This is a genomic window from Actinocrinis sp. (assembly GCF_035650855.1).
Lineage (GTDB): Bacteria > Actinomycetota > Actinomycetes > Streptomycetales > Catenulisporaceae > Actinocrinis.
Window position 1 is genome coordinate 1 of record NZ_DASRGV010000323.1, and the last position, 21,506, is coordinate 21,506.

21 protein-coding genes and 1 tRNA gene are annotated in these 21,506 nt (G+C 68.3%); 11 read left to right on the forward strand and 11 right to left on the reverse strand.

Going from position 1 to position 21,506, the window contains the following annotated elements:
• Nucleotides 1–35: 35 nt before the first annotated feature.
• Nucleotides 36–734 (forward strand): tyrosine-type recombinase/integrase, encoded by a 699-nt coding sequence (locus VFB40_RS23050; protein ID WP_324854047.1) that lies wholly within the window; start codon nucleotides 36–38, stop codon nucleotides 732–734.
• A gap of 248 nt (nucleotides 735–982) precedes the next feature.
• Here VFB40_RS23050 and VFB40_RS23055 read toward each other — a convergent pair whose 3' ends face one another.
• The 3 genes from VFB40_RS23055 to VFB40_RS23065 all read right to left on the reverse strand — a co-directional run bounded on the left by VFB40_RS23055 (nucleotide 983) and on the right by VFB40_RS23065 (nucleotide 3,246).
• Complete coding sequence (locus VFB40_RS23055) at nucleotides 983–1,294, reverse strand: hypothetical protein (RefSeq protein WP_324854048.1); 312 nt, start codon at nucleotides 1,292–1,294, stop codon at nucleotides 983–985.
• A gap of 135 nt (nucleotides 1,295–1,429) precedes the next feature.
• On the reverse strand, nucleotides 1,430–2,509 hold the full coding sequence (locus tag VFB40_RS23060) for an inositol-3-phosphate synthase (protein ID WP_324854050.1): 1,080 nt from the start codon (nucleotides 2,507–2,509) through the stop codon (nucleotides 1,430–1,432).
• A 95-nt stretch (nucleotides 2,510–2,604) separates the two neighbouring features.
• Nucleotides 2,605–3,246 (reverse strand): PadR family transcriptional regulator, encoded by a 642-nt coding sequence (locus VFB40_RS23065; protein WP_324854052.1) that lies wholly within the window; start codon nucleotides 3,244–3,246, stop codon nucleotides 2,605–2,607.
• Between the two features lie 387 nt (nucleotides 3,247–3,633).
• Between VFB40_RS23065 and VFB40_RS23070 the strand changes: the two genes are divergently transcribed.
• Both VFB40_RS23070 and VFB40_RS23075 read left to right on the forward strand, forming a co-directional pair.
• Nucleotides 3,634–6,627 carry a transglycosylase domain-containing protein gene (locus VFB40_RS23070; protein ID WP_324854054.1) on the forward strand — a complete coding sequence of 998 codons (2,994 nt, stop codon included), beginning with the start codon at nucleotides 3,634–3,636 and terminating at the stop codon, nucleotides 6,625–6,627.
• Nucleotides 6,628–6,857: 230 nt separating this feature from the next.
• Complete coding sequence (locus VFB40_RS23075) at nucleotides 6,858–8,537, forward strand: glycosyltransferase family 87 protein (RefSeq protein ID WP_324854056.1); 1,680 nt, start codon at nucleotides 6,858–6,860, stop codon at nucleotides 8,535–8,537.
• Between the two features lie 30 nt (nucleotides 8,538–8,567).
• Here the strand turns inward: VFB40_RS23075 and VFB40_RS23080 are convergent, their stop codons facing one another.
• The 4 genes from VFB40_RS23080 to VFB40_RS23095 form a co-directional block, all read right to left on the reverse strand.
• Nucleotides 8,568–9,599 carry an alanine racemase gene (locus tag VFB40_RS23080; protein WP_324854058.1) on the reverse strand — a complete coding sequence of 344 codons (1,032 nt, stop codon included), beginning with the start codon at nucleotides 9,597–9,599 and terminating at the stop codon, nucleotides 8,568–8,570.
• Between the two features lies 1 nt (nucleotide 9,600).
• The gene (locus VFB40_RS23085; protein WP_349261601.1) at nucleotides 9,601–10,734 is read right to left on the reverse strand and encodes a lipid II:glycine glycyltransferase FemX; all 1,134 of its coding nucleotides are present in this window, start codon (nucleotides 10,732–10,734) and stop codon (nucleotides 9,601–9,603) included.
• A 234-nt stretch (nucleotides 10,735–10,968) separates the two neighbouring features.
• Nucleotides 10,969–11,778 carry a deoxyribonuclease IV gene (locus tag VFB40_RS23090; protein WP_324854062.1) on the reverse strand — a complete coding sequence of 270 codons (810 nt, stop codon included), beginning with the start codon at nucleotides 11,776–11,778 and terminating at the stop codon, nucleotides 10,969–10,971.
• 49 nt (nucleotides 11,779–11,827) lie between these two features.
• Complete coding sequence (locus tag VFB40_RS23095; protein WP_324854063.1) at nucleotides 11,828–12,142, reverse strand: hypothetical protein; 315 nt, start codon at nucleotides 12,140–12,142, stop codon at nucleotides 11,828–11,830.
• 260 nt (nucleotides 12,143–12,402) lie between these two features.
• On the opposite strand from VFB40_RS23095, the gene rpsF reads away from it, so the two are divergent.
• The 6 genes from rpsF to VFB40_RS23125 all read left to right on the forward strand — a co-directional run bounded on the left by rpsF (nucleotide 12,403) and on the right by VFB40_RS23125 (nucleotide 16,986).
• Nucleotides 12,403–12,705, forward strand: coding sequence for a 30S ribosomal protein S6 (gene rpsF, locus VFB40_RS23100; protein WP_324840073.1), 303 nt, complete (start codon nucleotides 12,403–12,405; stop codon nucleotides 12,703–12,705).
• A 90-nt stretch (nucleotides 12,706–12,795) separates the two neighbouring features.
• Complete coding sequence (locus tag VFB40_RS23105; protein WP_324854065.1) at nucleotides 12,796–13,347, forward strand: single-stranded DNA-binding protein; 552 nt, start codon at nucleotides 12,796–12,798, stop codon at nucleotides 13,345–13,347.
• A gap of 33 nt (nucleotides 13,348–13,380) precedes the next feature.
• Nucleotides 13,381–13,617, forward strand: coding sequence for a 30S ribosomal protein S18 (gene rpsR, locus VFB40_RS23110; protein ID WP_211469144.1), 237 nt, complete (start codon nucleotides 13,381–13,383; stop codon nucleotides 13,615–13,617).
• Nucleotides 13,618–13,634: 17 nt separating this feature from the next.
• Nucleotides 13,635–14,081 carry a 50S ribosomal protein L9 gene (rplI, locus tag VFB40_RS23115; protein WP_324854067.1) on the forward strand — a complete coding sequence of 149 codons (447 nt, stop codon included), beginning with the start codon at nucleotides 13,635–13,637 and terminating at the stop codon, nucleotides 14,079–14,081.
• Between the two features lie 390 nt (nucleotides 14,082–14,471).
• Nucleotides 14,472–15,845, forward strand: a complete 1,374-nt coding sequence (gene dnaB, locus VFB40_RS23120; protein WP_349261603.1) for a replicative DNA helicase — start codon at nucleotides 14,472–14,474, stop codon at nucleotides 15,843–15,845.
• A gap of 130 nt (nucleotides 15,846–15,975) precedes the next feature.
• Complete coding sequence (locus VFB40_RS23125; protein ID WP_324854071.1) at nucleotides 15,976–16,986, forward strand: GNAT family N-acetyltransferase; 1,011 nt, start codon at nucleotides 15,976–15,978, stop codon at nucleotides 16,984–16,986.
• A gap of 60 nt (nucleotides 16,987–17,046) precedes the next feature.
• Here the strand turns inward: VFB40_RS23125 and VFB40_RS23130 are convergent, their stop codons facing one another.
• The 4 genes from VFB40_RS23130 to VFB40_RS23145 form a co-directional block, all read right to left on the reverse strand.
• Complete coding sequence (locus tag VFB40_RS23130; protein ID WP_324854073.1) at nucleotides 17,047–18,099, reverse strand: ABC-2 membrane transporter-related protein; 1,053 nt, start codon at nucleotides 18,097–18,099, stop codon at nucleotides 17,047–17,049.
• Nucleotides 18,096–18,992 carry an ABC transporter ATP-binding protein gene (locus tag VFB40_RS23135; RefSeq protein WP_324854075.1) on the reverse strand — a complete coding sequence of 299 codons (897 nt, stop codon included), beginning with the start codon at nucleotides 18,990–18,992 and terminating at the stop codon, nucleotides 18,096–18,098. Before VFB40_RS23135 ends, VFB40_RS23130 begins: the two co-directional genes overlap by 4 nt.
• Entirely contained in the window at nucleotides 18,989–19,378 is a 390-nt protein-coding gene (locus VFB40_RS23140; RefSeq protein WP_324854077.1) for a GntR family transcriptional regulator, read from the reverse strand. Before VFB40_RS23140 ends, VFB40_RS23135 begins: the two co-directional genes overlap by 4 nt.
• Before the next feature lie 222 nt (nucleotides 19,379–19,600).
• A tRNA-Leu gene (locus VFB40_RS23145) sits at nucleotides 19,601–19,683 on the reverse strand.
• 327 nt (nucleotides 19,684–20,010) lie between these two features.
• On the opposite strand from VFB40_RS23145, the gene VFB40_RS23150 reads away from it, so the two are divergent.
• Nucleotides 20,011–20,868, forward strand: a complete 858-nt coding sequence (locus VFB40_RS23150; protein WP_324854079.1) for an FHA domain-containing protein — start codon at nucleotides 20,011–20,013, stop codon at nucleotides 20,866–20,868.
• A gap of 132 nt (nucleotides 20,869–21,000) precedes the next feature.
• A complete protein-coding gene (locus VFB40_RS23155; RefSeq protein ID WP_324854081.1) occupies nucleotides 21,001–21,495 on the forward strand; it encodes an FHA domain-containing protein FhaB/FipA in 495 nt (164 codons plus the stop codon).
• Nucleotides 21,496–21,506: the final 11 nt, after the last annotated feature.

Below are 21,506 nucleotides of genomic sequence, written 5' to 3' on the forward strand. Positions count from 1 at the left end.
CACCGCCCGAAACTGCCGAGGAAGTTGACCGGCGCGTGGTCGCCAACCCGACCCAGGTCCGAGCACTGCTCAAAGCAGTCTCAAAGCACAGCGAACGCGGACGCCACCTGTCGGCGTTCTTCGCCTGCCTCTACTTCGCCGCGATGCGCCCCTCAGAAGCCGCCCGGCTCCGGCTGGTCGACTGCTACTTGCCGGACAACGGATGGGGTCGTCTGGACCTTCAGGGGTCGTCGCCGTACGCGGGAACCGCGTGGACCGACGACGGCGGCACGCACGACCACCGCGAGCTGAAGAAGCGTTCACGCAACGCCGTGCGAGCTGTTCCGATCCCTCCCGAACTGGTTGGCATTCTGCGCGCGCACATCGACGCCCACGGCATCGCAGCGGACGGCCGGTTGTTCCGTGGCGCGCGCGGCGGCGACCTATCCAGCGGGGAGTATCCGAGCATCTGGCGCCAGGTTCGCCAGGAAGCTCTCACAGCCGCGCAGGCCGCCTCCCCGCTCGCGGCTAGGCCGTACGACCTTCGCCACGGCGGCGTGTCCCTGTGGCTCAACTCCGGCGTCTCGCCGACCGTCGTTGCCCGCCGCGCCGGGCACGGCGTGGCCGTCCTGCTCAAGGTCTACGCCGGATGCCTCGATGGCGAAGACGAGGTAGCGAATGGCCGCATCGACGAGGGTCTGTCAGCCTACGGAGACGACCCGGACGCTGGCCCACAGTCGGCCCACGATGAGTGACCGATCATGAATCGGGCCGATACGACGTGAGACACGACAGCCGTGCGCGGAAGCTCTCGCGCACGGCTGTCATCAGCGCTCTTGTGGGAAACCGGCAGGTCGCCAGACACCCTGGTCGCAGGATCGGTCATGCCCGAATTTGGCAAACCGTGGTTTTCAAGACCGGTGCATTAGGCCGCTATGCAAGCCCTCCTCACGACGGCCTTCGTCGAGGCGGGCCGCCGTGGCGCTCAGTGTCTCATGAGCGATTACTTCTTCGCCGCGCCATTCGCCGTGCCGGTGCACAGCACGAAAGCCGCGGCGCCCTTCGGGTACTCCACGAACGCCTGCGTGGTGCCGTCGACCGCGTCGCACTGGTTCGAGTCGTCGCCGGAGAACTTCGCCAGCACCTGGAGCGCGCCTGCGCTGCCGCAGGAGACGTGGACCAGCTGGCCGGACTTCGGGTTGGCCACGCAGTCGCCGACCGCCGCGAAGTGGCCCCGGCCCTGGTCCACCCAGTAGAGGTAGCCGGCCACCAGGAGCACCCCGGCGACGATCCCCCACAACAGCTTGCGCGACATGCGATCGAGCCTACCGGCCCGGTCGCATGTCGCGCCCTTGAGGACACTCATCTCACAGAGCGCTGACGCGTCGGCGACGTCGCACGTCGGCGGCTCGTCGTCACGCAACTGCCCAGCTGTGTGCCTACTCCTGCCTCAGCGCTCGACCTCGCCGCGGATGAACTTCTCCACCGCGTCGCGGGCCTCGTCGTCGAAGTACTGCACCGGCGGGGACTTCATGAAGTACGAGGAGGCCGACAGGATCGGGCCGCCGATGCCGCGGTCCTGGGCGATCTTCGCGCAGCGCAGCGCGTCGATGATGACGCCCGCCGAGTTCGGCGAGTCCCAGACCTCCAGCTTGTACTCCAGGTTCAGCGGCACGTCGCCGAACGCGCGGCCCTCGAGGCGCACGTACGCCCACTTGCGGTCGTCGAGCCAGGAGACGTAGTCGGACGGGCCGATGTGCACGTTGCCCTTGCCGATGTCGTGCGAGAGCTGCGAGGTGACCGCCTGGGTCTTGGAGATCTTCTTGGACTCGAGCCGCTCGCGCTCGAGCATGTTCATGAAGTCCATGTTGCCGCCGACGTTCAGCTGCATGGTGCGGTCGAGCACCACGCCGCGGTCCTCGAACAGCTTCGCCAGCACCCGGTGCGTGATGGTCGCGCCGACCTGGGACTTGATGTCGTCGCCGACGATCGGGACGCCCGCCGCGGTGAACTTGTCGGCCCACTCCTTGGTGCCCGCGATGAACACCGGCAGCGCGTTGACGAAGGCGACCTTCGCGTCGATCGCGCACTGGGCGTAGAACTTGGCGGCCTGCTCGGAACCGACCGGCAGGTAGCAGACCAGCACGTCGGCGCGGGAGTCCTTGAGCGCCTGGACGACGTCGACCGGCTCCTCCGGCGACTCGTCGATGGTCTGCTGGTAGTACTTGCCCAGGCCGTCCAGGGTGTGGCCGCGCTGCACGATCACGCCGGTGGGCGCCACGTCGGCGATCTTGATCGTGTTGTTCTCTGAGGCGTTGATGGCGTGCGCGAGGTCCTGGCCGACCTTCTTGGCGTCGACGTCGAACGCAGCCACGAACTCGACGTCGCGCACGTGGTAGTCGCCGAACTGAACGTGCATCAGGCCGGGGACCCTGGTGCCGGGGTCGGCGTCCTTGTAGTACTCGACGCCCTGCACGAGGGAAGAGGCGCAGTTGCCCACGCCCACGATGGCTACGCGAACGGAACCCATGCGGTGTTGCTCCTTCTTGATAGTCGATCTCTCGGTGGGCGGGGGTTGTTCGCGCCCTCGATCGGGGGACTTCCGGCGGACCGCGCGCGGGCGGTTCAGCCGGCCGGCGGGCCCAGCTGCGGGCCCACCTGCTGGTCGTGCTCTGTCTTGATCAGCTCGTTGAGCCACCGCACCTCGCGCTCCACCGATTCGAGGCCGTGCCGCTGCGCCTCGAGGGTGTAGCGGTCGAGCCGCTCCCTGGTGCGGATCACCGACTGGCGGAACAGGTCGAGGCGCTCCTCGAGACGGGAGCGGCGCCCTTCCAGGATGCGCAGCCGGACGGCGGCGTCGGTACGGCCGAAGAACGCGAAGTGCACGCCGAAGTTCTCGTCTTCCCAGGCTGAAGGGCCCGCGTCGGAGAGCAGCTGCTTGAACCGCTCCTCGCCGTCCGGGGTCAGCCGGTAGACGATCTTCGAACGGCGCGGCGCGGCGCCCTGCCCGATGTCGCTCCGCGCGGCGGCCTTGGCGGCGGTGCTCTTGGCAGCGGTACGGCGCGGAGCCGGCTCGGCGTCCGCGTCCTCGACGAGCCAGCCGCGCGCGACCAGCTCCTTGAGGCACGGATAGAGCGAGCCGTAGGAGAACACACGTAGCGAGCCGAGCAGGACGTTGAGCCGCTTGCGCAGCTCGTATCCGTGCATCGGCGACTCGTGCAGCAGGCCGAGGACGGCGAACTCCAGCACTCCGGAGCGCTTCGCCATCAGGCCTCCTGGTCGTAAGCGGGCCGATCCGGCGTTGGATCGGGCGTCCGCGGGCCTTCCACCCGTTGGACGCAGGCGGTACCTTGCGTGTCCATACGGTGAAGACCACTCTTACCGATGTATCGGTTCGATACATCGACACGATAGATCCGCGACGGTGCGGCTGACAAGTCTGCCGTGCGACGGGTGTGCGAATACCGTCGTTTCATCCGGCTTACGGACATTAGCCGCGAACACCCGGAAAGTGATCACCTGGCTTCAGGCGGCTCGGGGAGTCGGCGTACTCTGCTTGCCAATCGTGTCGTTTGGGCGCGGGGAACCGCCCCCGGAAAGGCTTTCGTCCTTCTGGGGAAGGCCAGGCAACAGGCACAGGGAGCAGACGCGGCTATGGGCGGAGATCACGAGTACGGGCGCGGTGACGCACCCCGAGGCGGTTCGCGGTCCTACGGGGGCGGCAGACGCGGCTATGGGGCGGACGCCGGCGAGGCCAACGGCTCGGGCGGCGGTGCCCACTCCAGCCAAGATGCACAGTCTGGTTACGGCACCGGCGCCGGATACGGGCAGTCGTCCGGTTCGGAGCCGCGCGGCTATGGCGACCGGGGATACGGAGCGTCAGGCGGTGCGGGCGGCGGCTCGGCGGGCGCCGGAGGCGGCGGCTCGCGCGGCTACGGGCAGTCCTCCCCCGATTCCTACACCGGCGCACGGCGCGGTAGGCAGGGCGCGATCCAGGGCGAGGTCGTGTACGGGGACAGCGCCTCGGGCGGTACCCGGCAGATGCCCGGTTTCTCAGATCAACCGACGAGCGTCAGCGACGAAGTCGTAGCCACGCCCCCGCGCCGCAGTCGGCTGGAAGAGCGCCGCGCCGCACGCAACGGCACCGACGCGCCCACTGAATACGCTCCGGGCCAGGAGCGCTCGACCCGCTACGGGCCGAGCCCCATCGACGGCCGGCCGACCCGCAACGGAGCCGGCCGCAACGGTGGGCGCGCGAGCACCCGTCCGGCGAAGAAGACCGGTTATCACCGTTACTTCGACTATCCGCGCACCGGCAAGGACGGCTGGCGGCACTGGGTGCCGTCGATCAAGCAGGTGTGCTCGTTCGTGCTCGCCGGGTTCTTCATGATCATCGGCCTTATCGCGTTCGAGTACGCGACCGTGCAGATCCCGACGGCCGAGTCGCTGGCGTCCCAGGCGCAGATCACGAACTTCACCTACGACGACGCGAGCACCACCTTCGCGAAGCTCGGCGCCACGAACCGCAAAGACGTCAACATAAGCGACATCCCGATGACGATGCAGAACGCGATCATCGCCGCCGAGGACAAGACCTTCCGCACCAACCCCGGCATCTCGTACACCGGCATGATCCGCTCGTTCATCAACGACGTGGAGGGCAAGCCGCTGCAGGGTGGTTCGACGCTGACCCAGCAGTTCGCGAAGAACGCCTATCTGACCCAGAACCAGACCTTCAGCCGGAAGATCGACGAGATCTTCATAGCGCTGAAGATCGGGCACACCTGGTCCAAGGACCGGGTGATGCAGGAGTACCTCAACACCGTCTTCTTCGGCCGCAACTCCTACGGCATCGAGGCGGCGGCCAAGGCCTGGCTGGGCAAGGACGTGACGCAGGTCACCGACCCGTCTGACGCCGCGTTCCTCGCCGCCCTGGTGAACCAGCCCACCAACTTCAGCAAGGGCTACGACTCCTCGGTGGACCAGGCGACCCAGGCCTACTGGCAGGGCCAGCTCAAGGCGCGCTGGTCCGCGGTGCTCAAGAACATGCTGGACTACGGCCTGATCAAGCAGTCGGACTACGACGCCGCGGTCGCGAAGTTCCCGGCCGTGGTGGCGCAGAGCGACACCTCGGAGACCGTCGAGCAGCAGCAGATGAAGCAGGCGGTCTCGAACTGGATCGACGCCTACGCGGCGGCCAACCCGAACAGCGGGCTGCCGGACATGAACCAGATAGAGTCCGGCAACGGCGGCTACACCATCGTCACCACCTTCAACCAGCACTACATGGACCTGGCGAAGCAGGCGGTGCAGGACCAGCTGCTCTCGAAGCTGAACAGCAAGAACTGGTACGACCAGAACCTGTATCCGGCGCTGGCCGCGGTGGATCCGTCGACCGGCGAGCTGGTCGCCTTCTACGGCGGGACCAGCCAGTTCAACTGGGCGACGCAGGGTCAGGTGCAGCCGGGCTCCACGTTCAAGGCGTTCACCTTGGCGACCGCGTTCCAGCAGAACATCTCGCCGGACAGCTATATCAACGGCGATTCGCCGTGGCCGGACAAGAACAACCCGACCGAGTACAACGCCAACAAGTACGACCCGACGGTGTCGAACGACGACGGCTCGCACGGCATGATCACCATCAACACGGCCACCGCCGAGTCGGTGAACACCGCGTTCGTCCGTCTGGCCAACCAGGTGACGTACAAGGACGTGCTGCAGACGGTCAACAACCTCGGTATCACGAACGCGAACGCGCAGGGGCTGCGCGCTGACGCCCGACTCACCCTGGGCATCTCCGCGGTCAGTCCCGCGCGCATGGCATCCGCGTACAGCGCGTTCGCCAACAACGGCGCGCAGTACCCGTTGACCGAGGTCAAGGAGATCAAGAACGCCAGCACCGGCTTCGACTGGAAGCCGGAGAACAAGCCGAAGCAGGTGCTCGACCCGAACATCGCCGAGACGGTCACGCAGACCCTGACCCATGTGACGAACGACTCGGACGGCACCGCGTACGGCGCGGAGACCTACAGCGGCATGCAGAACATCGCCGGCAAGACCGGTACTTCGACGATGGACATGGACACGCTCCAGAAGAACTACCCGGACATCTACAGCAAGACCCAGAACGGCCACTACAGCACGGCCGCGGTGTGGTTCAACGGGTACACCTCGAAGCTGGAGACGGCGGTCGCGGTGTCCCGATGGGTCACCGAGAAGGACCCGAAGACCGGCAAGAGCGTCCAGGTGCAGGCGCCGGTGGACAACATCAACGGCAACGGGTTCTCCTTCGGCGCCTCGGTCTCGATGCCGATCTGGGCCGAGTTCATGAAGCTGATGCAGGGCACGCATTCGAAGTTCGTCGGCGATCCGACGTTCCCGACGCCGAACACCGCGAACATGACGATCTCGAACAGCCCGGCCGCCAGCGCCTCGCCGTCGACCTCGGCCAGCACCCCGGGCAACGGGGGCAACGGGCAGCCGTCGACCTCCGCGTCGGCGACCCCGAGCCCGAGCAGCAGCTCGACCTGCCAGGCCGGCTTCCTCGGCGGGCTCACCGGTGGCTGTGGCGGAAACGGTGGCGGCGGCGGCCCGACACCGAGCCCCAGCGCGACACCGTCGCCGTCGAGATCCGGTAAACACGGTTAGCCGGGTTGATCCCGGCACCGAGAGCACTCGGGTGGCCCCGCGGTCTTCGGATCGCGGGGCCACCCGGCTTTTTGCGCCGTCTATCGTGCTGGCGCTTTCACGACGGAGCGACACCCTAAGGTGGTAATCGCGCCGATAACCGCGCGTCAGAGCCACGTACCGCAACCATCCGGCCACAGACCCGCCATGCCACCGCACCAGCCCTTGCGTCGCTCGCTATGGTTACGCGCATGACCGTCAGCCCTGCCGAAGTCGACGAAGCTCCCGAGCCACCGCGCGCGCCGGAGCGCGCGGCGCGCCCGAAGACGTTCGTGGTCACCGCGCCGAGTCTGGACGACCCCGTGGCGAACCTGGCCACGGACGGCTTCGGCGGCGTGATCGGCCGGCGAGCACGTCTGCCGCGCAGCCGGGCCACCATGGCCTTCCTGCTGCTCGTGCTGACCCTGCTGTCCACCGCGGTCGGCATCGGCATGCGCGAGCCCTGCTTCAACGCGGCGTGGACCGGCGGCGGGAACCAGCAGTACACGCACATGTGCTACACGGACATCCCGTTCATGTACCAGGGTCGCGGCTTCTCGCAGAACCAGGTGGCCTACTACTCGACCAACTCGAACGACTACCTCGAGTACCCGGTGATCACCGGCGCCGCGATGGAGACCGCGGCGCTGCTGGCCAGGCACGTTCCGGGCGACTCGAACAACCAGGGCCGCTGGTTCTACGTGTTCACCACCTGGTTCCTGCTGGCCTTCGCCGCGATCACGGTGGTGGCGCTGATCGGGGTGGCCGGTCCACGCCCTTGGGACGCCGCGATGTTCGCGATCGCGCCGGGGCTGATGCTCAACGGCACCATCAACTGGGACCTGATCGCGGTGGGCCTGGCCGCCGTCGCGCTGCTGGCCTGGGCGCGCAGCAAGCCGGTGGTGGCCGGGATCTTCATCGGCCTCGGCACCGCGGCGAAGCTCTATCCGGCGCTGCTGCTGGTCGCGCTGGTGCTGCTGTGCTGGCGGGCCGGGAAGATGAAGGCCTGGGCGCTGTGCCTGGCCGGCGCGCTCGGATCCTGGCTCGCGGTGAATCTGCCGTTCATGATCGAGAACTGGCACTCCTGGGTCTACTTCTACACGTTCAACGAGAACCGCGGCGCCGACTGGGGGTCGCTCTGGCTGTTCCTTGAGTACAGCCCGCTGCACATGACCTTCAACGCGAACCAGATCAACACGCTGTTCGCGGTGCTGCTCGCGGTCTCCTGCGTCGGGATCGGCCTGATCGCCTGGCTGGCCAGGAACCGGCCGCGGGTCGCCCAGATCGCCTTCCTCGCGGCGGCGGCGTTCATCCTGTTCAACAAGGTGTACTCGCCGCAGTACGTGCTCTGGCTCATCCCGCTCGCGGTGCTGGCCCGGCCGCGGTGGCGCGACTTCCTGATCTGGCAGGCCTGCGAGGTGATCTACTACGGCGCGATCTGGCTGTACCTGATCACTGTCAGCAACGACGCGAACCGCGGACTGCCTGAGGGCGGCTACGACTTCGCCATCGCGATCCACATCGGCGGCACGCTCTTCTTCGTGGTGCAGGTGATCCGGGACATCTTCGACAACCGGCGCGACCCGGTCCGGGCCGGCGGCTACGACGATCCCGGCGGCGGCGTGCTCGACCAGGCGCCGGACGTGTACGGGTTCAGCGATCCGTTCGCGCCTGCCACCGTCCCCGCTCAGGCGCGGGTTGACGGGTCCACGGCCAAGGACGGCGACGGTCGCGGCGACGGCGAGCGCGACGACAGGGGTGCGGCCGCGAGCAGCGAGGAAGCGGCGGCCGAGTCCGGGGCCGAGCAGGCGGGTGCCATCCAGGTGGTCGACCTCGGCGAGGAAGTCGGCGACGAGAGCGCCCGGAGCACGCCGCCGCAGAACCCTGCCTGACCTGATCCACGGCCGATGCCTGCGGCCACCTCAGCGCATGATGACCTGGTCGAAGTGCGTGGAGGTGTGCCGCAGCTCGGCAGGCAGCTCGGTGCCCGGTTCCGGCGGCTCCACCTGCCGGGGCAGATAGAGCATCGAGACCAGCATGTGCGGAGGCTCGGCGAACCACTGCTTCCGGCCCTGCCAGCTGAACGGCGAGCGGGTCCGGTTCACCGCCGCTAGCCCGGAGCGCAGCAACTCCTTCGCCCGCGGCGCCAGGCCGCGCAGTGTGCGCGGTGCCTCGAGCCCGACGCCCTGTACCGTTCCGCCGCTGACCACGACGACCCAGCCGTCCTGCCGGGACCGCGTCTGCCGGTAGCCGATCCGGTCGCCGCGCTGTACCGGGAACGTGTCGAGCACGGTCGCGCGGGCCTCGACCGCGTTCGGCTCGCCGAGCCAGAGCTGGGTCCCGATCCGCGGCCGGAACCGGGTGCCGGGGCAGGCCCGCTCCAATCCGGCGATCTCCGCGCGGCTCAGATGGCTGACGTATATCGTCCGCACGCTGAATCCGGCCTCGGTCAGGGCCTTGACCCACGAGACGGTCTCGGCGGCCGGATCGGCGGAGGCGGGCCGGTCGAGCGGCAGGTGCAGCGAGAACCCGTCGACCTGCTGGCCGCCGAGCGCCTGCGCGGCCAGCGGCAGGTCGGTGGCGGACAGGCCCTGTCGGCGCAGCGAGCTGCGGCAGTCGATAATCATCCGGTGTCCGGCGAGTTTGCGTACCGCGTCTAGCGAGGCGGCCGTGCGGACGATCCGACCGTCAGACAGCGACGGCTCGGCCCTGTCCAAGTAAGGGTCGAGGATGATCACGTCGCCGGAGAAGCAGCCGAGCACGGAAGCCGCCTCGTCCGCGGTGCCGACCGCCAGCTGGTCCACTCCGAGGCCGGCGGCCGCGCGGGCGAGCACCGGGACGGTGAAGCCGTAGCCGTTGCCCTTGGCCACCGGGACCAGGTCGGGCTCCGCCTCGGTCACGCACATCTGGTGGTGGCGCCAGGCTCCGCGATCGACATACAGCGTGAGAGGCATGTCAACGCCGAGCCAGGTAAAGCTGGAACGCGCGATGCAGCAGCGGGTTGATCGGGTAATCCCACTCGCCGAGGTATTCGACCGCCTCGCCGCCGAGCCCCACCTTGAAGCGCAGCAGACCGTGCAGGTGATGCGCCGGGTCCAGGGTGTCGCTGATACCGCGCAGGTCGTAGACGTTCATGCCGTCGGCAAGGCAGTCCTCGATCATCCGCCACTGCAGTGCGTTAGAGGGCCGGTGTTCGCGGCCTTCATTGGCAGACGCGCCGTAGCTGTACCAGGCGTACGACCCCACACGCACCATCGTCGCCGCAGCCAGCGGTTCGTTACCGCGTCGTGCGATGTACAGCCGGACGCGTTCCGGATCCTCTGCGTTTATGGCATCGAACATGTGCTGGAAGTACTCCAGCGGCCTGGGCGTGAACTGATCCCGCACCGCAGTCTCCGCATAGAGACGGTGAAACTCCGGCAGCCCGGCCTCATCGACGCGGTCCACGTGCACGCCGGCCCGCTCGGCAAGCCGGATGTTGCGCCGCCACTGCTGGCTGAACCCGGCGCTGACCTGCTGCTGGTCGCGTCCGGTGAGCGGCAGCCGGAACAGGTAGCGCGGCTGGAAGTCGGAGAAGCCGTCGCCACCCTGCTCGGTGCGCCGCCATCCGAGCGAGCGCAGCCGATGTGACAGCTCGTCAGCGCGCTCGTCGATGCGATCAGCCGGGACGTCACCCAGACGCCTGTACGCCCCATCCGCCATCGCCTGCTTGACCGTCGCCGCCGACCAGGTGCGCGCGACGACCTTGGGACCGAGCTTGACGCTGAACGCACCGCGCTGGCGCAACGCACCAACGAGTGGCTTCAGCCAGTCCTCAAGCGCGGTACCGGTTCGTTCGCCGAACCAGTCGATCATCGGCCCCTCGGGCAGGTAGGCCAGAGAGCGCCCGATGCGCGGCAGCGAGCGGTACAGCACCAGACCGGCGCCGACCAGCTCGCCGCCTCGAAACCAGCCCAGCGACTCGCAGCGCCAGCCGCTCTTCACCGCGCCCCACGAAGGGCACTGCAAGAACGACAGCCCCGTGCCGCCATCGCTTCGGCTGTGCACAAACTCCAGGTGCTCGTCGCGCCCGAGAGGTCGAATGACCAGACCGCCGGTCGCTTTACGTGATGATCTGCTCGCGTAGAGTAGTGCCACGCCGAAGCAGGTTACTCCGGCAAGGGCGCGTTTACGAAGAAGCGCCGGATCAGGTCGCGGCGTCTGGCGCGTGCGATCGCAAGGCGGAGGGATGCCCTCAGACCGGGTTTGTCTGTGGGCATTCCGACAACGCAGCGAGCGTGCGTGGCAGACGCCGCGACCCCGGCGCTACTTCGTAAACGCGCCCTACGCGAGCCTTTCCCGGATCCAGGCGATATCGGCGGCTTGCGCGGCGGCGTCACCGGGCGTTTCGCACACGAAATCGGCGCCGACCGCGGCCGCCGCGCGCACCGCCACGGCCAGGTCGTCCAGGTGGATAGCGCCGTCGCCGAAGTTGGCGTGCCGGTCGCGGCCGGAGTCCAGGCCGCCCTGCGAGTCGTTGGCGTGCACCAGGTCGATCCGCCCGGTGATGCCGACGACCTTGTCCACCACGGTCTCCAGCGGCTCGCCGCCGGCGAAGGCGTGGCAGGTGTCCAGGCAGAAGCCGACGTCGTGCCCCTCGATCGCGTCCCAGAGCTTGGCGATCGACTCGAGCCGCCGGGCCACCGCGTGGTCCCCGCCCGCGGTGTTCTCGATGAACAGCCGGCAGGAGAGATCCAGCCCCTCGACCGCCTTGCGCCAGTTGTCGAAGCCGACCGCCGGGTCGTCGTTCTTGGTGATGTGCCCGCCGTGCACCACGACACCGAGCGCGCCGACCTCGGCCGCGGCGTCCACGGTCTGCTGGAGCAGCTTGCGGCTGGGAATCCTGATCCGGTTGTTCGCCGAGGCCACGTTGATCACGTAGGGGGCGTGTACGTACAGCGCCAGCCCGGCGTCCTTCACCGCCTGCTTGAGCGCCGCGGCGCCATCCGGGTACAGCGTGGCCGGCTTGGTCCAGCTCTGCGGGTCACCCAGCAGGATCTGGATCGCCTCGGCGCCGCGCGCGGCCGCGGCGCCGAGCGGGTCGGCGGGGTCGACGGTGCAGCCGACGCGCGGCCGCGGGCTCATGTTCACCATGAGGGCAACCGTACTGCCGGCCGCGGACAGCCGTCGCTGTCAGTGGTCGTCAGTAGAGTCCACCGTGAGCGAGACCGAAGAGAAGCCCGATCCCGGAGAGGACGACACCGGTGATGTTCACGAAGCGCTCGGCCGTCGTCGCCGAGATCATCTGGGCCCACAGGCCGGTGCCCATGCCGGCCAGGCCGGCCCACGAGGCGACCAGGTGCATGGAGGGGAAGAAGGCGCAGACCAGGGCGACGACGCCGAGGACGGCGGTCAGCAGACTGCCGGTGTTCTCCAGCGGGTGCCGTACCCCGTCGGTGTTGAGCGTGAACGCCAGGTGGTGCCGGTGGGCTTGCTCCGGGGAGATCGTACGGGCCATCGGTGACTCCTTCCTGCCTGGTGCGGACCTGCCGTTTCCGGTGGGCGAGCGGGGTGGGCGCGCCACCGCACGCTCGGTGAGATGGCACCCCTTCCACTGTCACCATCGGTGCGATACCCGTCGATTTCAAGGGTCCAACGGCATCCGGGTAGACTTGCCCGAACCCGGTCTGTGCACGCACCTGAGCACAGCCCGACGCATCACCCTCCTGTCGCGGAAAGTCCGCGGCCGTCTTGAGTCCATAGGAGGTGGGTTTCCGCATGCGTCATTACGAAGTCATGGTCATCCTCGACCCGGACCTCGAAGAGCGTCAGATCGCTCCGTCGGTGGAGAACTTCCTGAACGTGATCCGCACCAATGGCGGCACGGTCGAGAAGACCGACATCTGGGGCCGTCGCCGGCTCGCCTACGAGATCAAGAAGGGCGGCAAGAAGGTGTCCGAGGGCATCTACGCCGTCATCAACCTGAACGCCGAGCCCTCGGTGGTGAAGGAGTTCGACCGCCAGCTCAACCTCAACGAGGGTGTGCTGCGGACCAAGGTCATCCGACCCGACCAGCGGTAAGTGTTGCTCCGACACCGAGCTGCGCCGGGCTTGTCACCGTCGGGGCGGCGAGCCCCGCAGACAGCTAGCCCGAAAGGCGAGTAGAACCCCATGGCAGGCGAGACCGTCATCACCGTCGTCGGGAACCTGACCGACGACCCCGAGCTGCGCTTCACCCCGAGCGGTGCGGCGGTGGCCAGTTTCACCGTCGCCTCGACCCCGCGCACCTTCGACCGGGCCACCAACGAGTGGAAGGACGGCGACGCGCTGTTCCTGCGCTGCTCGATCTGGCGCCAGGCCGCGGAGAACGTGGCCGAGAGCCTGACGAAGGGCATGCGCGTGGTCGTGCAGGGCAGGCTGCGGCAGCGCTCCTATGAGACCCGTGAGGGCGAGAAGCGCACCGTGGTCGAGCTGGACGTCGAGGAGGTCGGCCCGTCGCTGAAGTACGCGACGGCGAAGGTCACCAAGGCGTCCCGCGGTGGCGGCGGCGGGTTCGGCGGCGGTGGGGACTCGCGCGGCGGCGGCTGGGGCGGCGGTCCCGGTGGCGGCAGCGGTGGCGGTGCTCCGTCCGGTGGTTCCGCTCCCCAGGACGACCCCTGGGCCTCCGGTGGAGGTTCCGGCGGCGGCTGGGGCGGCGGCTACTCGGACGAGCCCCCCTTCTAAATCTTCGTAACGCAGGGAATTAAGAGAGCGATCATGGCTAAGCCCCCCGTGCGCAAGCCCAAGAAGAAGGTTTGCGCTTTTTGCAAGGACAAGGTCACGTCCGTCGACTACAAGGACACGAACCTGCTGCGCAAGTACATCTCCGACCGCGGCAAGATCCGTGCCCGTCGGGTGACCGGCAACTGCACCCAGCACCAGCGCGACGTCGCCACGGCCGTGAAGAACAGCCGCGAGATGGCGCTGCTGCCCTACACCAGCACCGCGCGCTGAGGAAGGGCGGAATACCGATGAAGCTCATCCTCACGCACGAGGTCTCCAACCTCGGCGCCCCCGGCGACGTGGTCGAGGTCAAGGACGGCTACGGCCGCAACTACCTGCTGCCGCGCGGTTTCGCGATCGCGTGGAGCAAGGGCGCGGAGAAGCAGATCGAGACCATCCGCAAGGCCCGCAAGGCGCGCGAGGTGCGCGACCTGGGCCACGCCCAGGAGCTGAAGGCCGAGATCGAGGCGCTCAGCGTGCGGCTCTCCAGCCGCGCCGGCAACTCGGGCCGGCTCTTCGGCGCGGTCACCGTCGCCGACATCGCCACCGCGGTGTCGAAGGCGGGCGGCCCGGCCCTGGACAAGCGGAAGATCGAGATCACCACGCCGATCAAGACGGTCGGCAGCCACAAGGTCTCCGTCCGGCTGCACCCCGAGGTCGCGGCCACCATCGGCTTGACGATCGTCCCGGCCTGAGTCTCGGCTCAGCCGCGTCGCGTCACGCCGTACCGACACGGTGTCGGGTGCCGCCCCTCCGCGGAGAGGCGGCACCCGACATTTTTTCTTCCACAGACGGTGGACAAGCGCTTGACAGACCACCGCACCTCACGGGGTGAGCCGGTTACGGCGGGCCGGTGTCCACAGCCGGTTGTCCACCGTAGACGCACAGGAAGAGCCCCGGTTTTCAACAGGAACGGCGCCGTTATCCCCAGGTTATCCACAGCCTCTGTGGACGTGTCGCTCGCCAGTCGAGCGGCCCCGCCCGTACCGTAGACAACCCGCCCCGACCGACCCGAGGAGGCGAGCCACCCAGTGTCCGCCTTCAACGGACCGGACGGCGTTCCAGAGCCGCCGGACGAGGGCCCGATCGACCCCGGCCCGTCCGGCTACGCCGGGGGCGGCGGGCGCTCGTCATACGATCGCACTCCGCCCCAGGACCTCGCGGCCGAGCAAGGCGTGCTCGGCGGCATGCTGCTGTCCAAGGACGCGATCGCGGACGTCATCGACGTCATCAAGGGCCGGGACTTCTACAAGCCGGCCCACGAGCTGATCTTCGACTCGATCCTCGACCTCTACGGCCGCGGCGAGCCGGCCGACGCGGTCACCGTCTCCGCGGAACTGACCAAGCGCGGCGAACTGGCCAGGGTCGGCGGCGCGCCGTATCTGCACACCCTGATGTCCTCGGTCCCCACCGCTGCGAACGCCGGCTACTACGCGGTGATCGTGCGGGAGCGGGCGATCCTGCGCCGCCTGGTCGAGGCGGGCACCCGCATCACACAGATGGGCTACGCCACCGACGGCGCGGACCTCGACGAGATCGTCAACCGGGCCCAGGCGGAGATCTACGGCGTCACCGAGCAGCGCGCGGGCGAGGACTACGCCCCGCTCGCCGACGTCATGGAGGGCGCGCTCGACGAGATCGAGTCGATCTCCAACCGCTCCGGCCAGATGACCGGCGTGCCCACCGGCTTCACGGACCTCGATCAGCTCACCAACGGCCTGCACGCCGGCCAGATGATCATCATCGCGGCCCGTCCCGCCATCGGTAAGAGCACCCTGGGCCTCGACCTGGCCCGCTCCTGCTCGATCCGCAACGGCCTGACCAGTGTGATCTTCAGCCTGGAAATGGGCCGCAACGAGATCACCATGCGCCTGCTGTCCGCGGAGGCGCGCGTCGCCCTGCACCACATGCGCTCCGGCACGATGACCGACGACGACTGGGCCCGCCTGGCGCGCAGGATGGGCGAGGTCTCGGCGGCCCCGTTGTTCATCGACGACTCCCCCAACATGTCGATGATGGAGATCCGGGCCAAGTGCCGAAGGCTCAAGCAGCGGCACGACCTGCGCCTGGTGATCGTCGACTACCTCCAGCTGATGTCCTCCGGGGGCTCGCGCCGCCCGGAGAGCCGCCAGCAGGAGGTCTCCGAGATGTCCCGGGCGCTCAAGCTGCTGGCCAAGGAGCTGGAGCTGCCGGTCATCGCGATCGCCCAGCTCAACCGAGGCCCGGAGCAGCGCACCGACAAGCGCCCGATGATGTCTGACCTGCGTGAGTCCGGCTCCCTTGAGCAGGACGCCGACGTGGTCATCCTGCTGCACCGCGAGGACGCCTACGAGCGCGAGTCCCCGCGCGCCGGCGAGGCCGACCTGATCGTGGCCAAGCACCGTAACGGTCCCACCGCCACCATCACCGTCGCCTTCCAGGGCCACTACTCCCGCTTCGTGGACATGGCCCAGAGCTGACCCGCTCTTTCCGACCACCTCGCTCAACGCCCACATCAGGACCCGGCGAAAAAGCGGGTGCGTGCCGCGGACCGATCAGAGAGGCTGGCAGCGACCGGCCGCAGCGAAGGGCACCGAAGGGACCTGAGTCGTGCAGTTCACCAGACTTGATCCGGAACGCCTCACCGAGCGAGACGTCCTGGATGCCACCGAGTTCTTCGCGGCCGTGAACGCGGTCGACCGGCCGGAGTGGCCCCCGACGCCGCGCGCGGGGATCGAAGAGCAGCTGCGCAGCGCGCACATCGGTACCGAACCGGGCACGTTCTGGCTGGGCCGGCTGGAAGACGAGCGGCTCGCGGCGATCGGCGTCATCCGGCTGCCGCAAGCGGAGAACACGGAGCTGGCGCCGCTCGACGTGCGCGTGCATCCTCAGCTGCGGCGCCAGGGGTTCGGCGAGCAGACGCTGCGTTTGCTCGTGGACCAGGCGCGCGAGGCCGGCAGAACGCGCTTGATGGGTTCACAGATGCGCGAGGGCGGTCCGGGCCTGCCGTGGAGCAAGCGATTCGGCTTCAGGCCCGCACACGGATACATCGTGCAGGACTTGCAGATAGCGGAGTCCGACCCCGCGCTGTGGGACGTGCCGGTCGCACCCGGCTATCAGCTGCAGGACTGGATCGGCCCGGCGCCCGAGGATGTGATCGAGTCCTACGCGGCGGCTCGACGGGCGATCAGCGATGCGCCTTCCGGCGAGATGACTTATCAGGATCCGCAGTGGAGCCCGGAGCGGGTGCGTGAGGATGAGGCCGAGATAGCCGCGATGGGTGCGGAGCAGCGCGTTGTCGTGGCGATCCACGAAGCGACGGGCGAGGTCGTCGGCATTACCCAGCTGTTCGTGTACGCGAACCGCCCAAAGCATGGCTATCAGAGCGATACAGCAGTCCTCGCCGCGCATCGCGGCCGCGGACTCGGCCGAGCGATCAAGGCTGCGATGATGCGGCGGCTGGTGCGCGAGCGGCCGGAAGTAGAACACGTCTCGACTCAGACGGCTGCGGACAACAAGTGGATGGCGCAAGTCAACCACCAGATTGGTTACCGCACGCTGTGGACGCACTTCTACGCCGAGGCGGATACAGACCTCGTACACGAACGGCTCGGCGAATAGGAATTGGCGGAGCGCGCACGCGGTGGCGCTCCGCCAATTCCTGTCCCTAGCCCTACTTGTTCAGCTGACTCGTCGGACGCGCCGGAAGCAGAACGCGGCCAGGAGTGCGGCTAAGACGGTGTAGAGCGCGGTTTCGATCCACTGCAACGGCCAGTAGCGGTTGGCAGGCAGGTAGCTGATGTTGACGTGCAGGTTGAGCGGCGCGAGACAGGCGCCGAGGGAGCCGAAGCCGGCTGGAGGGCCGCCCTTGACCACGACCGGGCCCTTGCTGAGCAGCTGAGACCAGCAGGTGAGGACCTCGCTGGTCTGGATCGGCCGGCCGGCGCTGTTGAGGGCCGGAGTTTCGCCGAGGTTCCACGCTCCGGCAGGTGTCGGCAGGTCGATGGCCACCGGTCCGGTGTCCTGCGGGGAACGGTCGAATCGAGCGGCCTGGCTCATCGTGGTCTGGTTGATCGGCACGGTAGTGGTGGTCGAGGGCATCACGTTCGGCCGGACCGCGACCGTGACGAGGAACTGAACCGCGATGAACACCGCGAGGGTGGCGGCCATCGCGGGCAAGGTGCGCCGGATCAGCAGCCCGAGGGCGACTCCGAGCACGAAGGCGAAGGCGGCGTAGCCGAGCGGCGCGATGTTGCGGGCGTTGAAGGCCTGGGTACCGAACCGGTTGCCGGACATGGTGTCGAGTGGGCTGGCCCACCAGGTCATCAAAAGGCTGACCAGACCGGCGGTCACGATGCTGGCCAGCCCGATCGCGCACAGCTTCACGGCGAGCCAGCGGCCGCGGGTCACCGACTGGTTCCAGGCCATGTAATGCGTGCCGCGCTCGAGTTCCCCGGCGATCAGCGGCGCGCCCCAGAAAATCCCGACCAGGGCCGGCGTACCCATGACGAGCAGTTCGATCAGGTTGAGCGGCCCGTTGTACTGGGTCTGCAGCCCGTTGAGCAGCCCCATGCAGGTGTACTGCGCGTTCGGGGCGTGACAGCTGAGCAGGTCGGCGTTGTAGGAATGCCGCAGCTGCGTCCCGGTGATCAGCAGGTAGACGGCTGCCGCGGCGAGGAGGGCGGCTGCCAAGAGGGTCTGCGTGCGGAATTGACGCCAGGTCAGCCAGATCATCGGGCGACCTCCGCGTCCCGCGTCGCCGGCCGGAGGCTCGAATCGGCGTTTTCCATATAGGTCAGCACCAGGTCTTCCATGCCGAGGGGTTCCGCAGCCCAGTCCCCGACCGGAAGCGGGGTGTCGCTGCGCACGACGAAGGTGCTTTGCCGGTCGGTGTGCTCCGCGGAGATCACCTGGAGCCCGGCCGGAAGCGCGTCGGGTTCGCGCCGAGTGCACACGATCCGGTGATGGGCGGCGGTGACCTCGTCGACCTCGCCGGCCAGGCGCACCCGGGAGGAGACGAGCACGATCAGGTAGTCGCAGACCCGCTCTAGATCCGAGATCAGGTGCGAGGAGAGGACGACGCTGGTGTCGTTGTCCGCGACGGACTCCATGAGGTGCTTGAGGAACTCGCGGCGGGCGAGCGGGTCGAGGCTGGCGACCGGTTCGTCGAGCAGGAGCAGTTCCGGTCGCTTGCCCGCCGCCACGGTCAGGGCGAGTTGGGCGCGCTGGCCGCCGGAGAGCTTCCCGGCCTTCTGCGTCGGGTCGAGGCCGAGCTGGGCGACGCGCCGTTCGGCGAAATCCTGGTCCCAGCGCGGGTTGAGGTGGGCGCCGAGCCGCAGGTGGTCGGCGACGGACAGGTGCGGGTACACCGGGGCGTCCTGGGCGAGGAAGCCGACGCGAGCGAGTTGCTCACGCCCGGAACCCGGCGTCTCGCCGAGCACGGTGATGCTTCCCGACGTCGGGTTCAGCAGCCCGCAGGCGAGCTTGAGCAGCGTCGACTTTCCGGCACCGTTCGGCCCGACCAGGCCGACTACGTGCCCGGGCGGGATGTTCAAGGTGCAGTCGGTGAGCGCTCGGCGCCGACCGTACTGCATGCCCAGCGCGTGGGCTTCCAGAATCGCGGTCATCTCTCCTCTTCGGCGGTGGCGCGGAACGTGCTGGTGAACAGGGCTTCGATCGCCGCCTCGGTCAAACCGGCGGCGCGGGCCCGCTTCAGCCACCCGGCCAAGTCGTTGCGCAGCGGTTCGTGCTCGGTGAGCGAGGCCTGGCCCAGGGTCCTGGTGACAAAGGTCCCGACCCCGGGTTTCGCGGCGACCAGTCCTTCGCGTTCGAGGTCGCGGTAGGCCTTGAGCACGGTGTTCGGGTTGATCGCGACCTTCGCCACGACCTGCTTGACCGTGGGCAGCTGGTCGCCCTCGGACAGCAGGCCGAGCAGCAGCGCCTGGCGTACCTGCTGGACGATCTGCAGGTACGGGGCGACGCCGGAGCGCGGGTCCAGATGGAACTCGATCACCGTGACCTCTATTCATCTAGTTGCATAGCACAATAGGTCTTTGCCGCGGCATCGTGTCAAGCCCTCGGGGACACGGAGAGGTGAATCAGTGCTCAGCTGACGGCGGCGCGGGCCTCGTGGGGCACTTGGCGCCGGCATACAAAAGAGGCGGAGACGGTCAGTGACCATCTCCGCCAATTAATAACATCACCCTGGCATCCGACTTACATCGGTGCACTTCGGTGCGCGAGGGGGGAGTTGAACCCCCACGCCCTTGCGGGCACTGGAACCTGAATCCAGCGCGTCTGCCATTCCGCCACTCGCGCGTAACGAGGATGACCATAGCAGTCGACCTGGCGCGGTCCCAAATCGTTTCGAGGCGGTAGCAAACCGCGGACGCGTGGAATCCCCGCTGCGGGGGAGGATGGTGGCGAACAGGTGACGTCCGTCCGGTCGGCGAAGATACGATCAGTGGCGAAACGTCAGCTTGACCTGCCTCGCACTCACTCTTACGGGCGCGGCGCTGCGGCGAACGCGCGCGCAATGAGAGAGTACGAGGTGCACACGTAACCGGCCCGGTCGTCCGACGGCCGCGGCGCGGAGCCGCGTGCAGCCACAGCCAGCGACCGCCTACACGCCTGAAGGGGGTGTCCGTGGGAGTTCTACAGCGCTTCGAGCGTCGCCTTGAGGGGTTGGTCAACGGCGCCTTCGCGAAAGCCTTCAAGTCGGAGGTGCAGCCCGTCGAGATCGCCAGCGCGCTGCAACGCGAATGCGACGATCGCGCGGCGGTGGTAAGCCGCGGCCGCACCATGGTGCCGAACGACTTCACCGTCGAGCTCGGCGACCACGACTACGACCGGCTCACGACGTACGCGGCCCCGCTCTCCGCCGAGCTCGCCGACTTGGTCCAGGAGCACGGGCGCGACCAGCGCTACATGTTCGTCGGGCCGGTCGAGGTGAAGTTCGAGCGCGCTCCCGACCTGGCCACCGGCATGTTCCGGATCCGCTCGCAGGCACTGGCCGGCGTGGTGCAGATGCCGGGCCCGGGTGCTCCCGGCGGCTACCAGGACCCTGCGGCAGGCTACGCGCCGTACAGCGGCGCTCCGGGTTACCCGCCTGCGGGCGGCATGGGCGCGGGCATGGCCGGAATGGGCGGCGCCGGCGGCGTGGGCGCACCCCCGCGGCCCGCACCGGGCGGTTATCCGCCGGCCGGCCCGCCGATGGGTGGTCCGGCTGCCCCGTCCTTCTGGGTTGAGATCAACGGCGTGCGGCATCCGCTGACCCGTCCGGTGACGTCTATGGGCCGTGGCACGGATGTGGATCTGCGGGTCGACGATCCCTCGGTGTCCCGGCGGCACGCCGAGATCCGCACCGGGTCGCCCTCGGTGATCTCCGACCTCGGCTCGACCAACGGCATCGTGGTGGACGACCAGCATGTGCGCCAGGCCCAACTGCGGGACGGGTCGGTGATCCACTTGGGCAACACCACGATCGTCTTCCGGCAGGGCTGAACCGAACCGGAGAGCGCCGACGTCGGTGCGGGTGACAACGCTTGCCCGTACCATGCCGGCGGGTATGGCGTATCCGGCGTCTCAGGGTACGGTTTCCGCGCGGCAACCGCTTCGAGGAGTTAGTAAAGGACGATGACCGGTCTCACCCTCACCCTGATGAAGCTGGGTCTGCTGGTCGGGCTCTGGGTGTTCGTCCTGATCTCGATCGCGGTGATTCGCACCGATCTGTTCGGAGCCGCCGGTTCGCGGATCCGCGCCGCGCGGCCCTCGGCCAGACCGGTCTCCGGGGCCGTGCCGGTCGGCCAGGCGGCCGCGCGCCCGCGCCGGGGCGGCACCCCGACCAAGCTGCTGGTCACCTCCGGCTCGCTGGCGGGCACCAGCGTTCCGCTGGGAACGCAACAGATCACGCTCGGCCGCGCGCACGATTCCACTATCGTGCTCGACGACGACTTCGCTTCCAGCCGCCACGCCCGGATCTTCCCGGACTCCTCGGGTCAGTGGGTGGTGGAAGACCTGGGTTCCACCAACGGCACGTACCTGGACCGGACTAAGCTCACCGGCCCCGCCCCGGTTCCCGTGGGCGTGCCGATCCGTATCGGCAAGACCGTCCTCGAGCTGCGGAAGTAGCGGAAGAAGCG

What these genes read in the sequence shown, in the direction of transcription:
- rpsF (WP_324840073.1), top strand. Translation starts at nt 12,403, where the DNA reads ATGCGTCATTACGAAGTCATGGTCATCCTCGACCCGGACCTCGAAGAG.
- VFB40_RS23135 (WP_324854075.1), bottom strand. Translation starts at nt 18,992, where the DNA reads ATGACCGCGATTCTGGAAGCCCACGCGCTGGGCATGCAGTACGGTCGG.
- rplI (WP_324854067.1), top strand. Translation starts at nt 13,635, where the DNA reads ATGAAGCTCATCCTCACGCACGAGGTCTCCAACCTCGGCGCCCCCGGC.
- VFB40_RS23105 (WP_324854065.1), top strand. Translation starts at nt 12,796, where the DNA reads ATGGCAGGCGAGACCGTCATCACCGTCGTCGGGAACCTGACCGACGAC.
- VFB40_RS23080 (WP_324854058.1), bottom strand. Translation starts at nt 9,599, where the DNA reads ATGCCTCTCACGCTGTATGTCGATCGCGGAGCCTGGCGCCACCACCAG.
- VFB40_RS23070 (WP_324854054.1), top strand. Translation starts at nt 3,634, where the DNA reads ATGGGCGGAGATCACGAGTACGGGCGCGGTGACGCACCCCGAGGCGGT.
- VFB40_RS23090 (WP_324854062.1), bottom strand. Translation starts at nt 11,778, where the DNA reads ATGGTGAACATGAGCCCGCGGCCGCGCGTCGGCTGCACCGTCGACCCC.
- VFB40_RS23130 (WP_324854073.1), bottom strand. Translation starts at nt 18,099, where the DNA reads ATGATCTGGCTGACCTGGCGTCAATTCCGCACGCAGACCCTCTTGGCA.
- VFB40_RS23055 (WP_324854048.1), bottom strand. Translation starts at nt 1,294, where the DNA reads ATGTCGCGCAAGCTGTTGTGGGGGATCGTCGCCGGGGTGCTCCTGGTG.
- VFB40_RS23065 (WP_324854052.1), bottom strand. Translation starts at nt 3,246, where the DNA reads ATGGCGAAGCGCTCCGGAGTGCTGGAGTTCGCCGTCCTCGGCCTGCTG.
- VFB40_RS23060 (WP_324854050.1), bottom strand. Translation starts at nt 2,509, where the DNA reads ATGGGTTCCGTTCGCGTAGCCATCGTGGGCGTGGGCAACTGCGCCTCT.
- VFB40_RS23075 (WP_324854056.1), top strand. Translation starts at nt 6,858, where the DNA reads ATGACCGTCAGCCCTGCCGAAGTCGACGAAGCTCCCGAGCCACCGCGC.
- rpsR (WP_211469144.1), top strand. Translation starts at nt 13,381, where the DNA reads ATGGCTAAGCCCCCCGTGCGCAAGCCCAAGAAGAAGGTTTGCGCTTTT.
- VFB40_RS23155 (WP_324854081.1), top strand. Translation starts at nt 21,001, where the DNA reads ATGACCGGTCTCACCCTCACCCTGATGAAGCTGGGTCTGCTGGTCGGG.
- VFB40_RS23095 (WP_324854063.1), bottom strand. Translation starts at nt 12,142, where the DNA reads ATGGCCCGTACGATCTCCCCGGAGCAAGCCCACCGGCACCACCTGGCG.